This window comes from Mesorhizobium sp. SARCC-RB16n (assembly GCF_008520305.1).
In the GTDB taxonomy this organism is placed as follows: domain Bacteria; phylum Pseudomonadota; class Alphaproteobacteria; order Rhizobiales; family Rhizobiaceae; genus Mesorhizobium.
Genome location: NZ_ML703285.1, coordinates 86,575 through 101,533 on the forward strand (window position 1 = coordinate 86,575; position 14,959 = coordinate 101,533).

The window sequence follows — 14,959 nt, forward strand, 5'->3', positions numbered from 1 at the left end:
CACGGACGCCGGGGTCTCAAGGCTCCCTTATCGACATTTCCAGGATGCGTTTGTCCGCGCCGTCCACGACGAGCGCGGTAAGCATGCCTGATTGCCAGGCAAGCGTGTCGACATTGACGCGGTTGGCCATCACTTCCGCCTCCGGGACCGGTGTGTGGCCATGGACCACGATCTTGGCGAAGAGGCCGGTGTGGTCGTGGAAGACGTCGCGGATCCAGATCAGGTCCTGCGGGTTCTGATTCTCCAGCGCAATGCCTGGCCTGACGCCGGCATGGCAAAAGAAGAAGTCGCCAGATGTTACCGAGAACGGCAGCGATCGCAGGAAATCGATATGGCTTTGCGGCACGGCTTCGAGCAAGGCTTGATGGCCCTTGCGCATGGTTGCTTCCGCCTTGCCGAACCAAACGCCGTTGCCGTTGTTGATCGTCACCCCATAGGATTGCGCGGTCTGGATGCCGCCAAAGCGGATGAAGAGCCCTTCGGGATCGGGTGCCTTGAGAAAATCGAGAAAGCCGATGTCGTGGTTGCCGGCCAGCATCATATTTCGCGGATCGCGTTCGCGCGCCTCGATCAGGAAGTCGATGACGCCCTTGGAATCCGGTCCGCGATCGACATAGTCGCCAAGATGAATGATGCGCCAGTCAGCGACCAGGTCCCTCGCGATCTCGGCCTTTATCTGGCCATGCATGGCGGCCAGCAGGTCGAGCCGGCCATGCACGTCGCCGATCGCGTAAAGACGCACGCCGTCCGGCCCGTGTGCGTCGAGGAAATGGATGCCGGGTTCCGCCAAGGTCTGGATGTCTCCGTGGTCAGACGTCACGGACCTAGCGTCGGAGCTGGTCCTTGCCCATGTCTGTGACCAGACGCTTTCCGCACAGCGCCAGCGTGATGTCCATCTCCTTGCGGATGATTTCCAACGCTTTGGTAACCCCTTCCTTGCCGAGCGCGCCCAGCCCGTAAAGAAATGGCCGGCCGATATAGGTGCCCTTGGCGCCCAGGCAGAGCGCTTTCAATACGTCCTGGCCGGAGCGGATGCCGCCGTCCATATGCACCTCGATCTGGTTGCCAACCGCATCGGCGATTTCCTCCAGCACCATGATCGAGGACGACGCGCCATCGAGCTGCCGCCCGCCATGGTTGGAAACGATAATCGCGTCGGCGCCGGTCTTGGCGGCCATCAGCGCGTCTTCCTTGTCGAGGATGCCCTTCAGGATCAGCTTGCCGCCCCAGCGCTCCTTGATCCACGCAACGTCCTTCCACGACAGTTGCGGATCGAACTGCTCTGTCGTCCAGGACGACAGCGAAGAGACGTCGCCGACGCCCTTGGCATGGCCGACGATGTTGCGGAAGGTGCGACGCTTGGTACCGGCCATCCCTAGGCACCAGCGCGGCTTGAGGGCCAGGTCGATGATGTTGGCAAGCGTCATCTTGGGTGGCGCCGAAAGACCGTTGCGGACATCCTTGTGGCGCTGGCCGAGGATCTGCAGGTCGAGCGTCAGCACCAGCGCCGAACACTTCGCCGCCTTCGCCCGGTCGATCAGGTCGAGCACGAAATCCTTGTCGCGCAGCACATAGAGCTGGAACCAGAACGGTTTCTTCGTCACCGAGGCGACATCCTCGATCGAGCAGATGCTCATCGTCGAGAGCGTGAACGGCACGCCGAATTCCTCCGCAGCCTGCGCTGCCAGCATCTCGCCATCGGCATGCTGCATGCCGGTCAGGCCGGTCGGCGCCAGCGCTACCGGCATCGACACTTTCTGACCGATCATGGTCGATTCCAGCGAGCGGTTGCTCATGTCGACCAGCACGCGCTGGCGGAACTTGATCTTCTGGAAGTCTTCCTCGTTCGCCCTGTAGGTGCTCTCGGTCCAGGCGCCCGAGTCGGCATAGTCGAAGAACATCTTGGGCACGCGCCGGCGCGCGAGATCCTTGAGGTCTGCGATGGTGAGAATGTCGCTCATGGTGGTCCCCGCTTGATCGAACTGACTAGGAGCGTCTGCGCGCTGGTTCGCTGTCGCCGGCTTCCGAACGCTGCCGCAGCCTCAGCCGCGACACGCGTTGCCAGTCGCCGCTGCGTTCGGCTTCCGCCATCGAACGCTCGACATAAATCATGTGGTCCATCGCCGCCTGGCGGGCGCCGGCTGGGTCGCCGGCCTTGACCGCGGTGTGGATCGCCCGGTGCTGCGCCAGCAGCGCCTCGCGCGCGCCGGGCACGGTGAACACCAGCAGCCGGTTCTGGAACACGCCTTCCGAAAGCAGCCGGTAGCAGGAGCGCAGCGTGTGCAAGAGCAGGATGTTGTGCGCGCATTCGCAGATCGCATGATGGAACTCGACGTCGATCTCGGCCTCGTCGTCGAAGTCGCCGGTGCGATGCGCCTCGTCCATGCGCGCCATGATGCGGTCGAGCAGGGCGAGGTCTTCCGGTGTGGCGCGCCGCGCCGCATATTCGGCGGCTATGCCTTCGATCTCGCGGCGGTATTCCAGATAGTCGGCCACCGCCTTGCGATGCGTCGAGATCAGGTCCGCCACCGGCTTGGTGAACAGCTGGCCGATGATGTCGGCGACGTGCGTGCCGCCGCCCGGACGGGTCGACAGCAGGCCGCGCCCTTCGAGCGCCTTCAGCGCATCGCGCAAGATTGGCCGCGAGACCTCGAACTGGCGTGCCAGCTCGCGCTCGCCCGGCAGCCGGTCGCCGGTGCGCAGCACGCCTTCGAGAATAAGGCTCTCGATCTGCTGCACCACCTCGTCGGCGGTGCGCGAATGCTCGATCCTGGAGAAAATGTCGCTCAAAGGAAGCGCCTGGAGAACGGAATGAATGTCGCGCAGATTAATGCTTCCGTCGTCAACTGGTCAAATTATTTATCCAATTCGTCTTGTGTAGTCGATTTTCGCGCCGCGCCGGCATATCGCCTCCCGCTAAACTTTGCTGTTTACGTCCCTTGCTGATTGCCGCAAGACGACGCCATTGCACGAAGGTCGAAACCAGGGGGACCAGACGTGTCGGACGAGACGTCCAATCTTGAATTCCAGCCGCGCAGCCAGGGCAGCGTCATGGGCTTTCCGGCGCATGAAGGCCGGCCCGGCGCGCTCGGCGAGGTTCATGCCCGCCCACATCCGCTGGTCGAGAAACCGCGTGTGCTCGTCCAGCTCTCCTTCATGACCGAAGGAGGTTCCGCGGTCGACCATGCCGTGCTTTCAGAGCTGTCGCGCCGCCTCGGCATCGCCGCCCCCGAGCGTCATGCCCGCCACCACGCCATGAAATGGGGCAAGGGCACGCTGCGCTGGGAGCGGCATACGGAATTTTCGACCTATCTCTGGGAAGGGCCGCTGGCCGAGAATGGCCGGGGCCAAGAGGATTCGCCCTTCGGCAATGGCTTTTCGCCGCCGGGAACCGTCATCTCGGGCATCCGGCTCGAGATCCGTAAATGGACGCAGGCAGCCGAACGGCTGGTCGCCGGTTTCGACCCAACCAGCCTGAGTTACTCGGTGGTCGAGCGCGGCAATGCGGCCATCGTAACCGACTTCCGCCAGGACGGCGACGGCATGACCCGCATGCTGGTGCTCGACCGTGGTCTGACTCCGGCCAGCACGGGCGCGCTGTCGCAGCGGCTGATCGACATCGAGACCTACCGCACGCTTGCCATGCTCGGCCTGCCGCTGGCGCTCACCTTGTCCGGCCGCGCTCGCCGCATCGAGGATCGCCTGGCCCAGACGACGCTGGAAATGAAGGTGGCCGAGACCCGCGACAGCCAGACGCTGCTCGCCGACCTGACTGAACTCGCGGCCGAATTGGAGGCCGACGCTGCCTCCAGCCTCTACCGCTTCGGCGCCAGCCGCGCCTATGATGGGATCGTCACGGAAAGGCTGGAGGCCCTGGATGAGGAGCCTGTGCAGGGCTACGACACCTGGGCGGGCTTTCTGCTGCGACGCATGGCGCCAGCCATGCGCACCTGCCGCTCGGTCGAGGAGCGCCAGGCCAATCTGTCACGCAAGCTGACCCGTGCCACCACGCTGCTGCGCACCTGGGTCGACGTCGAGGTCGAAAAGCAGAACCGCGACCTGCTCGCCTCGATGAACAACCGGGCCCGCCTGCAATTGCGCCTGCAGCAGACCGTCGAAGGCCTCTCGGTCGCCGCCGTCTCCTATTACGTCGTAGGCCTCATCGGCTATGTCGCCAAAGGTGCGTCAGTCTTTGGCCACGCCTTCGCGCCGGAGGTCGTCACTGCCGCATCGGTGCCGGTCGCCATTCTCCTGGTCTGGTGGGGCGTGCGCCGTGTGCGTCGCATGCATTCCGAGCCGGCCAAACATCCGGGCGAATAGTCCGCTCTACGCCTCAAGCGCTATGGATGTGCAGCGGCAGATTGCCGCTGCGGAAGCTTTGCCTGCCTCCGCCGCCCGGAGACTACCAAAGCAAGGTTTGCAACAAATGTCGCTAGCTGGTAAATCATTTTTACCAGTCGAGTGGAGGAAGTGCCGATGTCCGGCCTTGCCATGCCCAAGCCAGACGCCGGGACGCTGCGCCGGCGCAACGAAATCGTCGCCGACATGCGCATCATCGTGCCGGGCGAGGGCGTGGTCGACGCCGCCAATGAAATGCGCGCCTTCGAAAGCGATGGTCTGACCGCCTACCGGCAAGTGCCGCTGGTCGTGGTCCTGCCCGAGACGGTGGCGCAGGTCTCGCGCGTGCTGAAATACTGCAACGACCGCAACATCCGCGTCGTGCCGCGCGGCTCCGGCACCTCGCTGTCCGGCGGCGCGCTGCCGCTGGAGGACGCGGTGCTGCTCGTCATGAGCCGGTTCAACCGCATCCTCCAGATCGATTTTCCCAACCGCATTGTCGTAGCCCAGCCGGGCGTCACCAATCTCGGCATTACCACCGCCGTCGAGGAGGAGGGCTTTTACTACGCCCCGGATCCATCCTCCCAGATCGCCTGCTCGATCGGCGGCAACGTGGCCGAGAACTCCGGCGGCGTGCACTGCCTGAAATACGGCCTCACCGCCAACAATGTGCTGGGCATCGAGATAGTGCTGATGAATGGCGAGGTGGTGAGGCTCGGCGGCGGCCACCTCGACGCGGAAGGCTATGACCTGCTCGGCGTCATGACCGGCTCGGAAGGTTTGCTCGGCGTCGTCACCGAGGTCACAGTGCGCATCCTGAAGAAGCCGGAGACCGCGCGCGCCCTGCTGATCGGCTTTCCGACCAGCGAGCAGGGAGGCCAGTGCGTCGCCGACATCATCGGCGCCGGCATCATTCCCGGCGGCATGGAAATGATGGACCGGCCGGCGATCCATGCTGCCGAGGATTTCGTCCATGCCGGCTATCCCCTCGACGTCGAGGCGCTGCTGATCGTCGAACTCGATGGCCCGAGCGTCGAGGTCGACCACCTCATCACCGCCGTCGAGGCGATCGCCATCCGCAACGGCTCGACCACCTGCCGTATCTCGCAATCCGAGCAGGAGAGGCTGAGTTTTTGGGCCGGCCGCAAGGCAGCGTTCCCCGCGGTCGGCCGCATCTCGCCCGATTACTACTGCATGGACGGCACCATCCCGCGCAAGGAACTGCCGCGCGTCCTGCACGGCATGCGCGAGCTGTCGGAAAAATACGGTCTCGGCGTCGCCAATGTTTTTCACGCTGGCGACGGCAATCTGCACCCGCTGATCCTCTACGATGCCAACGTGCCGGGTGAACTCGACAAGGCCGAAAGCTTTGGCGCCGACATTTTGCGGCTCTGCGTCAAGGTCGGCGGTGTCTTGACCGGCGAGCATGGCGTCGGGGTCGAAAAGCGCGACCTGATGCCGGAAATGTTCAACCAGGTCGATCTCGACCAGCAGATGCGCGTCAAATGCGCCTTCGATCCCAATCATCTGCTCAATCCCGGAAAGGTGTTCCCGCAATTACGCCGTTGCGCGGAACTCGGTCGCATGCACGTGCATCGCGGGCAGGTGGCGTTTCCCGACATTCCGAGGTTTTGAGATGACGGGGCCGCAGAACTTGGGTTCCTCGCCCCCGCAAAGCGGGGGAGAGGTGGCTCGGGCGGAGCCCGAGACGGAGAGGGGGCCTGCGACCGACGTGCCAAGCCGCCGCTCACCTGAAAGGATCGCCCGCGCCCGCGCGCTTCGCCAGGGCGACAATCAAGCGGAGGCAGTTCTCTGGAGCGAGTTGAAGGCAAAACGCCTCGCTGGCTACAAATTCATCCGTCAGATGCCTGTCGGACCTTATTTCGCGGACTTTGCCTGCCGTAGCGAAAAGCTGGTTGTCGAATTGGACGGAAGCCAGCACGCAGAGAGTTCCTACGACAGACGGCGCGATGAATTTATGCGCGGCGAGGGCTTTTCGGTGCTGCGTTTCTGGAATGTCGATGTTCTCAAGACTCGCCGGACTGTCTGCGAGATCATTCTTGCCGTGCTCGAGGGGCGATTAGCCGAAGACGTGGTCGCCACGGATCTGAGGTTCGTTTTCGCAGCCAAGAAAATTGGAGGCGACGCTCTATGATGGCCCCCTCTCCGTCTCGGGCTTCGCCCGAGCCACCTCTCCCCCGCTTTGCGGGGGCGAGGAACCAGGTGCGAATATGAGCATCTTCACCCCCCTTACCCCAGATGAAGTCCTCTCTACCGTCGCCTGGGCCGCGGCGGAAGAGTCGCCGCTCGAAATCATCGGCCACGGCTCAAAGCGCGGCATTGGCCGTCCGTTGCAGACCGAGCATACACTCGACCTGTCGAAACTCTCGGGCGTGACCCTTTATGAACCGGCCGAACTGGTGCTGTCGGCCAAATCAGGCACGCCGCTGGCCGAGGTCGACAAGCTGCTGGCTGAAAATGGCCAGCAACTCGCCTTCGAGCCGATGGACTACGGCCCGCTGCTCGGCGGCAAGCCGGGCAAAGGCACCATCGGCGGCGTGCTCGGCACCAACCTGTGCGGCCCGCGCCGGCTGAAGGCGGGCGCCGCGCGCGATCATATCCTCGGCATCAATGTCGTCTCCGGCCGAGGCGAGGCCTTCAAGTCGGGCGGCCGCGTGGTCAAGAATGTCACCGGCTATGATCTCTCCAAGCTGATGGCCAACAGCTGGGGCACGCTGGCCGTGTTCACCGACGTCACCTTCAAGGTGCTGCCGGCAGCCGAGACCGAGGTGACGCTCGCCGTCCGTGGGCTGCTCGACGATGCCGCAGCGAGCGCCATGGCTCTGGCGCTCGGCTCAAGCGCGGAAGTGTCGAGCGCTGCCCACTTGCCGGAGCGCATCGCCGCGCGCGTGGCGGGCGGTGCGCTCGGCAGTGAAGCCGCCACGCTGCTGCGCGTCGAAGGCTTTGGCCCGTCCGTTGCTTACCGCATCACCGCGCTGAAGACACTGCTTGGCAAGGCCGGGCCGCTGGAGGAGATTGCCAGTGAGACCTCCAAGGCAATCTGGCGCGACGTGCGCGATATCAGGCCCTTCGTCGATGGCAGCGAGAAGCCGGTCTGGCGGGTCTCGATGACGCCCGCCCAGGGGCATCAGATGGTGCTGACGCTGCGCATGCAGGCCGCCGTCAGTGCCTTCTACGACTGGCAGGGTGGGCTGGTGTGGCTGCGCATGGAGGGAGGCGAACCGGAAGCCGCCTTGCTGCGCGGGCTTCTAAAAAAACATGGCGGCGGCCACGCGACGCTGGTGCGCGCTACCCCTTCTCATCGGGCGGCCCTGGCGGTGTTCGAGCCGCAGGCGCCGGCGTTGGCGGCGCTCAGCCAGCGGCTGAAACAGGAATTCGACCCGAAGAACATCCTCAATCCCGGCCGCATGGCCTAGGACATCAGAGATGCAGACCAATTTTTCGCCCGCACAGCTTGCCGATCCGCATGTCGCCGAGTCCGAAAAGATCCTGCGCAAATGCGTGCATTGCGGCTTTTGCACCGCTACTTGCCCGACCTATGTAACGCTTGGCAACGAGCTCGATTCACCGCGCGGGCGCATCTACCTGATCAAGGACATGCTGGAGAACGGCCGTCCCGCCGACAAGGAGATCGTCACCCATATCGACCGCTGCCTGTCCTGCCTGGCCTGCATGACCACCTGCCCGTCAGGCGTCAACTACATGCACCTGGTCGACCATGCCCGCGCCCATATCCAGGAAACTTACAAGCGGCCGCTGCTCGACCGGTTGACCCGCGCCATGCTGGCCTTCGTGCTGCCTTATCCCCAGCGATTCCGCGCCGCGCTCAAATTGGCTAAACTCGGCAAACCGTTCATCGGCCTGTTCGAGAAGCTCCCGGCGCTCAAGCCGCTTGGCGCGATGCTCAGGCTCGCACCGGCATCGATCCCCGCGCCCTCGCCGATGGCCTCGCCCGGCGTCCATGCCGGGCAGGGAACTAAAAAGGGCCGCGTCGCCATCCTTACCGGTTGCGCGCAGTCGGTGCTCGACCCCGCCATCAACGACGCCACCATCTCGTTGCTGACACGGCTTGGCGTCGAGGTGGTTGTGCCACCGGGCGAGGGCTGCTGCGGCGCACTGGTCCATCACATGGGGCGGGAAGAGGCGGCGCTGGCCTCGGCCAGGCAGAATGTCGATGCCTGGACACGCGCCATCGACCAGGGCCGGCTCGACGCCATCATCATCACCGCGTCGGGCTGCGGCACGACGATCAAGGATTACGGCTTCATGCTGCGTCTTGATCCGGCCTATGCCGACAAGGCAGCGCGCGTGTCGGCGCTGGCCAAGGACATCACCGAATATCTGTCGGCCATCGAACTGCCTGAACCGGTGCGCAGGCCGGGCACGGTCGTTGCGTATCACTCGGCCTGCTCCATGCAGCACGGCCAGAAGATAACGCGCCAGCCGAAGGAACTGCTCGCAAAGGCCGGTTTCGTCGTGCGCGAGCCACGCGAAGGCCATCTGTGCTGCGGTTCGGCCGGCACCTACAACATCCTGCAGTCCGAGATTTCGGCAAAACTGCGCGATCGCAAGGTGAAAAACATCGAGGCGACGGGTGCCTCGATTGTCGCCACCGGCAATATCGGCTGCATCACGCAGATCGCGTCCGCCGCCAGGATGCCGGTGGTGCACACGATCAAGCTGCTCGACTGGGCCTATGGCGGCGAGCCGCCCAAACTAAGTTGATCGCAAACAATTTGCGCGAGAGAATCTGGCGATGACCGATTTGGAAACGCTGGAGATCGAAACCGTCGTTCGGCTGTTGTCGAAGACGCCGCGGCTGACACGCCAGGCGCGCTATGAAGAGTGCACGGCAATCGTGGCTCGGCACCTGAGCGGCGGATCTGAATTCCTGTTTGCGCTGATCAAGGCAGCTATCAAAGCCGGTGTCCATCAGACCCCTTTGATCGAAGATGCCGTTTCGTTTCTCGATGATGCGGGCCTGGCCCGTCTTGCATTCTTTCTGCAAGGGGAGGCGAAGCGCGGGACCGATGTCGATGACCTGTTGTCGGGAGCAGCTTTGCAGCAGCCTAACCTGTTCCCGGACGACGTGCTGGCGAATATTCCCGATTTCGAAGACTGGCTGACCCATGCCGATCCTCGCTCACCCCCCGGATGTCATCACCTTGTCTTTGAAGGCGGTGCGCCGGACGACCCGTTCTTTCCAACACGCGTCAATCATCCCACCTGGCATCTGCCGACGGCGGGGCAGCCATTCACGATCGGTGGTGAAGGAACGGGTCAATGTCCAACTTGCAGCGAAAGGCTGGCGCATCTGATCACCCTGGACAACTTCGGTGTCTCGGCAAATTTGTCTCTGCCTCGGCTTCGCATCGAGACGTGCCATGGCTCACTGGAGGTCACCTTTTACGTGCATGATGAAGAGGGCAGGCCGACTCCGATTGCACCATTTCACTCCGACAACGATTTCACGCCTCAACCGATGACGAGGAAGAGCACAGTCCGTCTGGCGCCCACACCGCCACGCTGGCTTAGGCAGTCCTACGGAACAAGCAATTCGCGGCAGAACCTGTTCCGGCTCGGCGGACTGCCGTCCTGGGTTCAGGGACCGCAATTTCCGGTAGTTCCCGGAACGGACCGGCCAATGAAATTCTTGCTGCAGTTTGATTCGCTGGCCGGTTTCTTCTGGGGCAGCGGCGGCATGCTCTACATCTTCTGGGACGAGGAGAGCCGCATGACCTGCCACGTGCCGCAATACACCTGACGCCAGCGCCTATTCCGCCGCGAGCTGGTCCGGCACGCCATAAGTGGCGCGATAAAGCGCGCGCTGGCGGTTGAGCGCCACCATCGTGTTGCGCAGCAGGATCGCCACCGTGAGCGGGCCGACGCCGCCAGGCACCGGCGTGATCCAGGCGGCCACTTCCTTGACGCTTTCAGTGTCGACGTCGCCGACTATGCGGCTCGCCCCGTCCGGTCCGATCTCGGAATTGATGCCGATGTCGATGACACAAGCGCCTGGCTTGACCATGTCGGCCTTGATCAACCTGGGTTTGCCGACGGCGACGAACAGCGCATCGGCGCGGCGGGCGTGCGCGGCGACCGAGCGCGTCATGTGATGGCAGACCGTCACCGTCGCACCCTCGCTCATCAACAGGAAGGCGATCGGCTTGCCGACGATCTCGGAATGGCCGACGACAACCACCTCGAGCCCCTTGAGGTCGAGGCCGGTTTCCTTGAGCAGTTCGACCGAGGCGGCCGCCGTGCAGGGCGCGAGGTCGAGCTGGTTGTAGACTATGTTGCCGATCGAGGCCGGGTGCATGCCCTCGACGTCCTTCAGCGGATGCACGGCCGCCTGCAGCGTCTTGATAGGGATATGCCCGGGAACCGGCCGCTGGATGATGATGCCGGTGACGCGCGGATCGGCGTTCAGCCCATGAATGGCCGCTTCGAGCTCGCCTGAGGTGATGGTGGCGGGAAAGCGCCGCTCCTCGAAATCGATGCCGGCAAGCTGAGCCTTGGCGCGCTGGTTGCGCACATAGACATCGACAGCGTCGGTATCGCCGACGGTGATCGAGATCAGCTTGGGCGGGAAACCTTCGGCTTTGGCAATCGCCGCATCCTCGCGCACGGCGGCGATGATGCGCTGGGCAACCGGGCCGCCCTTAAGATAGCGGCTGTCGTCGGACACGGACATAGTTCGAACCTTTGGTGGGGAGATTGTGCACTGCAATAGCAGAGCCTGGCCCGGAAATCAGCCCTGAAAACGAAACGCCGTGCCTCCGGGGCGACCTGTCGCACCTGAAACGAAAAGGGCAGCCCGGTTACCCGTGCTGCCCTCTCGTGACTGGCCGTATCCCCACACGGCCCGTCCCCCGTAAACCCGTTGCCAGTCTAAGCACGTCTTCCAACAGTGCGCTATGGCCTGAGGGCAACAGCGCGCCAAAACCTGCTCAGCACTGCTTAACCGGCTGATTCGCTACCACTATATCACTTCGACCGTCGCTCCGACATTGACCCGTTCATAGAGGTCGACGACATCCTCGTTGCGCATGCGGATACAGCCCGACGATACCGCGCCGCCAATTGTCCATGGCTGGTTGGTGCCGTGGATGCGGTATTCGGTCGTGCCGATATAGAGTGCGCGCGCGCCGAGGGGGTTTTCCATGCCGCCGGCGAGATAGGTCGGCAGGTAGCGGCCCTTGGCCGCCTCGCGCTTGATCATCTGCGCCGGCGGACGCCAGTCGGGCCAGACGCGCTTGTTGGTGATCTTGTGCGTACCCGACCATTCGAAGCCGGGCTTGCCGGTGCCGACGCCATAGCGCCGAGCCTTGCCGTTCTTCTCGACCAGATAGAGGAAATTCTGCGTGGTATCGATGACGATCGTGCCCGGTTTCTCCGCGCCGTCATAGGCGACTTCCTGCGGCAGGTAGACCGGGTTGATCTGGGGGCGCATGACCATGCGTTTGCCTGGCGCCTGCACGGCGGTCGTCTGCACGCGGTCGGGCTGCGCGGTGCGCTGGCGCGGCTGCTGCTGCTGCTGCGCGGCCTGTCGGTTCTGCCGCACGATGCCCGGCGCATGGCCGAGCTGCAGCACCCAGGGCGCGGAAAGGTCGGGGCTCACCATCACCGGCGGTCTGTCGGCATAGCGGTCGCCGGCAAGGGAGGGCATTGCGCTTGCGGCAAGCACTGCCGCACTGAACAACGGAAGCAGGAGTTTCATCGGGAACGCACCCTTGATCGTCTGATACGCCGGGCAGGAACGTCCCGGTTTGCGCGATCATTGGCGGCGAGCAGCAACCGAAACATGAATCGGAATGCGTAAAATGCGGTTCTGTCAGTAAACCCTTTGGTGTGGTTACCGCCGGGTTCAGGAATCTGGTAAAGCCACGGTAAAAACAGCGCGGAAGCGCGTTAACGGATGGGTTTTTGAGGATGAGCAATGAAAACACCGGCCTGCTTGCCGGTCCTGACGGTGTCGCGCGCTGCTTTTGGCATGGCAATCTGCCCGACTATCTGCACTACCATGACCATGAATGGGGCCGGCCGGTGGCCGACGACCGCAGGCTGTTCGAGAAAATCTGCCTCGAAGGGTTTCAGTCGGGTCTGTCGTGGCTGACCATCCTGCGCAAGCGGGAGAATTTTCGCGAGGCCTTCGCCGGCTTCGACTTCGATAAGGTCGCCGCCTTCACGGAGCGGGATGTCGAGCGCCTGCTCGGCAATGCCGGCATCATCCGCCATCGTGGCAAGATCGTGTCGACCATCAACAATGCCAAACGCGCCCGCGAGATGGTGGATGAATTCGGCTCGCTGGCTGCCTGGTTCTGGAAGTTCGAACCCGGAAAGGAGGAGCGGCCCAAGATCGTCGACCTGGCCCATCTGCGCGCCAACCCGACCACCGCGGTCTCCGTGCGGATCTCGAAGGACCTGAAGAAGCGCGGCTGGACCTTCGTCGGCCCGACCACGGTCTACGCCTTCATGCAGGCCATGGGCCTGGTCAACGACCATCTCGAGGGGTGCGTGTGCCGCAAGGAGGTCGAGAAGGAACGGAAAGCTTTCAAGCGGCCGAAATAGCGGCGAGGCTCAAGTCCCGAGAGCAGCCCGGCACATATCAGGTGCCGGCGGCTCCGGACAGATATAGCCCGGCGACAATGGCGGCCACGATGGCGAGGGCCGGATAGATCACCAGCAGGCCGGTCACCAGCGCGTCGCGCGTAGAGGGGCCGGCGCCTTCGCCGGGCTCGAAGGGACCGGCTGCCTGGCTTGTTATCTTGTGAGTGTGGATGTCGGCCGGGCGCAGATGTGCGTGCAGGTCGCTGGCGCCGCCATAGCCGATGTCGAATTTCCGCGCCACCGCCATGGCCCGATCCCCTTGTTCCGGCCCGCTTTATCGCCCGCGATTGTGTCGGCGGAATGCCGCGCTTGTGGCGGAATTGGTTCATTTCCGCAGTGGTTTGTTGCAGCATGCGAGGCTTCGCGCGCGGCCTTGCCGCACCATGCGTCATCGTTTAGGACACGCGCGTTGTGAAAATCGCATCATATTGCGAAAATCGCACTATGACTGACCTGCCATCGCCACAAACATCGAGCAAGCACCCCATGGCCGACAAATCGGAAAAGACGAAAGCGCGGCTGCCGCGCGGTTTTGCCGACCGCAGCGCCGAGGACATCCGCGCCGTCGAGAAGATGATGGCGACGATCCGCTCGGTTTATGAGCTCTATGGCTTCGAACCGGCCGACCAGCCGCTGATCGAATACACCGATGCGCTGGGCAAATTCCTGCCTGATCAGGACCGGCCGAACGAAGGCGTGTTCTCGTTCCAGGACGATGACGACCAGTGGCTTTCCCTGCGCTACGACCTGACGGCGCCCACGGCGCGTTTCGTCGCCGAGAATTTCGAACGCCTGCCAAAACCCTATCGCAGCTACCGTTCCGGCTGGGTGTTCCGCAACGAAAAGCCCGGCCCCGGCCGCTTCCGCCAGTTCATGCAGTTCGACGCCGACACGATCGGCACGCCGGGCGTGGCGGCTGACGCCGAGATGGCGATGATGATGGCCGACGTCATGGAAGCGCTCGGCATCAAGCGCGGCGACTACGTCATTCGCGTCAACAACCGCAAGGTGCTGGACGGCGTGCTCGAAGCGATAGGCCTTGGCGGCGAGGAGAATGCCGGCCGCCGGCTGACGGTGCTGCGCGCAATCGACAAGCTCGACAAGCTCGGCCCGGACGGTGTCCGGCTTCTGCTTGGCCCGGGGCGCTGGGACGGCGGCAAGGAAGGCGAGGGCGACTTCGCCAAGGGCGCCGGGCTGAATGATACGCAAGCCGAGGCCGTTCTTTTGGCGACCGCGCGAAATGCGCAGGCTGGCCTGGATGCCAGCGTCAGCGGGAACGCGGTCTACCAGGAGGGCGTTGGCGAACTCGCGACGATCGAAGCCCTGGTCAGGGCCACCGGATATGCCGAGGACCGCATCGCCATGGATCGTTCCGTCGTGCGCGGCCTGGAATATTACACCGGTCCCGTCTTCGAGGCCGAACTGCTGGCCGAAATCCCCAACGAAGACGGCCAGATCGTGCGCTTCGGATCGGTCGGCGGCGGCGGTCGCTATGACGGCCTGGTTTCCCGCTTCCGTGGCGAGCCGGTTCCGGCGACCGGTTTTTCCATCGGCGTCTCCAGGCTGATGACGGCGCTGAAGAACCTCGGCAAGCTCGACAGCGCCGATGTGATCGCGCCGGTTGTCGTGCTGGTCATGGACAAGGACACCGAAAGCCTCGGCCGCTACCAGAAAATGGTCTCGCAATTGCGCGCCGCCGGCATCCGCTCCGAAATGTATCTCGGCGGCGCCGGCATGAAGGCGCAGCTCAAATATGCCGACCGGCGCGGCTGTCCGGTCGCAATCATCCAAGGCGGCGACGAGCGCGCGAAGAGTGAGCTGCAGATCAAGGACCTGATCGAAGGCGCGCGCATGTCGGCCGAGATCACCGACAACGCCGAATGGCGCGCAGCAAGGCCGGCGCAGGTGACGGTGGCGGAAAGCGAACTGGTCACCGAGGTGAAGAAGATTTTGGCGGCGCAGGCCGGCGAGCGCGCGAAATAAGAGCGCG

Annotated in this window: 14 protein-coding genes; 8 read left to right on the top strand and 6 right to left on the bottom strand. The window is 63.8% G+C overall.

Features of this window, described 5'->3' with window-relative positions; genetic code table 11:
- Window positions 1-16: 16 nt before the first annotated feature.
- Genes C7I87_RS27460 through C7I87_RS27470 form a run of 3 tightly spaced genes read right to left on the bottom strand, consistent with a single transcriptional unit; the run spans window position 17 to window position 2,790 of the window.
- Window positions 17-790, bottom strand: coding sequence for a metallophosphoesterase (locus C7I87_RS27460; RefSeq protein ID WP_149907166.1), 774 nt, complete (start codon window positions 788-790; stop codon window positions 17-19).
- Window positions 791-824: 34 nt separating this feature from the next.
- Window positions 825-1,961, bottom strand: a complete 1,137-nt coding sequence (locus C7I87_RS27465; RefSeq protein WP_149907167.1) for an alpha-hydroxy acid oxidase — start codon at window positions 1,959-1,961, stop codon at window positions 825-827.
- Window positions 1,962-1,986: 25 nt separating this feature from the next.
- Window positions 1,987-2,790 (bottom strand): FadR/GntR family transcriptional regulator, encoded by an 804-nt coding sequence (locus C7I87_RS27470; RefSeq protein WP_149907168.1) that lies wholly within the window; start codon window positions 2,788-2,790, stop codon window positions 1,987-1,989.
- Window positions 2,791-2,997: 207 nt separating this feature from the next.
- Here C7I87_RS27470 and C7I87_RS27475 point away from each other — a divergent pair, with 207 nt between their 5' ends.
- From C7I87_RS27475 to C7I87_RS27500, 6 genes are all read left to right on the top strand, one after another.
- Window positions 2,998-4,320, top strand: coding sequence for a DUF3422 family protein (locus tag C7I87_RS27475; protein WP_149907169.1), 1,323 nt, complete (start codon window positions 2,998-3,000; stop codon window positions 4,318-4,320).
- A gap of 156 nt (window positions 4,321-4,476) precedes the next feature.
- A complete protein-coding gene (locus tag C7I87_RS27480) occupies window positions 4,477-5,973 on the top strand; it encodes an FAD-linked oxidase C-terminal domain-containing protein (RefSeq protein ID WP_149907170.1) in 1,497 nt (498 codons plus the stop codon).
- 52 nt (window positions 5,974-6,025) lie between these two features.
- Complete coding sequence (locus C7I87_RS27485; RefSeq protein ID WP_246696429.1) at window positions 6,026-6,493, top strand: endonuclease domain-containing protein; 468 nt, start codon at window positions 6,026-6,028, stop codon at window positions 6,491-6,493.
- 76 nt (window positions 6,494-6,569) lie between these two features.
- The gene (locus C7I87_RS27490) at window positions 6,570-7,775 is read left to right on the top strand and encodes an FAD-binding protein (protein WP_149907172.1); all 1,206 of its coding nucleotides are present in this window, start codon (window positions 6,570-6,572) and stop codon (window positions 7,773-7,775) included.
- 10 nt (window positions 7,776-7,785) lie between these two features.
- On the top strand, window positions 7,786-9,084 hold the full coding sequence (gene glcF, locus C7I87_RS27495; RefSeq protein ID WP_149907173.1) for a glycolate oxidase subunit GlcF: 1,299 nt from the start codon (window positions 7,786-7,788) through the stop codon (window positions 9,082-9,084).
- A 31-nt stretch (window positions 9,085-9,115) separates the two neighbouring features.
- Window positions 9,116-10,123: a hypothetical protein gene (locus C7I87_RS27500; RefSeq protein ID WP_149907174.1), complete on the top strand. Its 1,008-nt coding sequence runs from the start codon at window positions 9,116-9,118 to the stop codon at window positions 10,121-10,123.
- A gap of 9 nt (window positions 10,124-10,132) precedes the next feature.
- Here C7I87_RS27500 and C7I87_RS27505 read toward each other — a convergent pair whose 3' ends face one another.
- Both C7I87_RS27505 and C7I87_RS27510 read right to left on the bottom strand, forming a co-directional pair.
- The gene (locus tag C7I87_RS27505) at window positions 10,133-11,053 is read right to left on the bottom strand and encodes a bifunctional 5,10-methylenetetrahydrofolate dehydrogenase/5,10-methenyltetrahydrofolate cyclohydrolase (protein ID WP_149907175.1); all 921 of its coding nucleotides are present in this window, start codon (window positions 11,051-11,053) and stop codon (window positions 10,133-10,135) included.
- 288 nt (window positions 11,054-11,341) lie between these two features.
- The gene (locus tag C7I87_RS27510) at window positions 11,342-12,079 is read right to left on the bottom strand and encodes a L,D-transpeptidase (RefSeq protein ID WP_149907176.1); all 738 of its coding nucleotides are present in this window, start codon (window positions 12,077-12,079) and stop codon (window positions 11,342-11,344) included.
- Window positions 12,080-12,291: 212 nt separating this feature from the next.
- Here C7I87_RS27510 and C7I87_RS27515 point away from each other — a divergent pair, with 212 nt between their 5' ends.
- Complete coding sequence (locus tag C7I87_RS27515; protein WP_149907177.1) at window positions 12,292-12,930, top strand: DNA-3-methyladenine glycosylase I; 639 nt, start codon at window positions 12,292-12,294, stop codon at window positions 12,928-12,930.
- A gap of 37 nt (window positions 12,931-12,967) precedes the next feature.
- Here the strand turns inward: C7I87_RS27515 and C7I87_RS27520 are convergent, their stop codons facing one another.
- On the bottom strand, window positions 12,968-13,216 hold the full coding sequence (locus C7I87_RS27520; protein ID WP_149907178.1) for a hypothetical protein: 249 nt from the start codon (window positions 13,214-13,216) through the stop codon (window positions 12,968-12,970).
- Window positions 13,217-13,455: 239 nt separating this feature from the next.
- Here C7I87_RS27520 and hisS point away from each other — a divergent pair, with 239 nt between their 5' ends.
- Window positions 13,456-14,952 carry a histidine--tRNA ligase gene (hisS, locus tag C7I87_RS27525; protein WP_149907179.1) on the top strand — a complete coding sequence of 499 codons (1,497 nt, stop codon included), beginning with the start codon at window positions 13,456-13,458 and terminating at the stop codon, window positions 14,950-14,952.
- The last annotated feature ends 7 nt before the right edge of the window (window positions 14,953-14,959 follow it).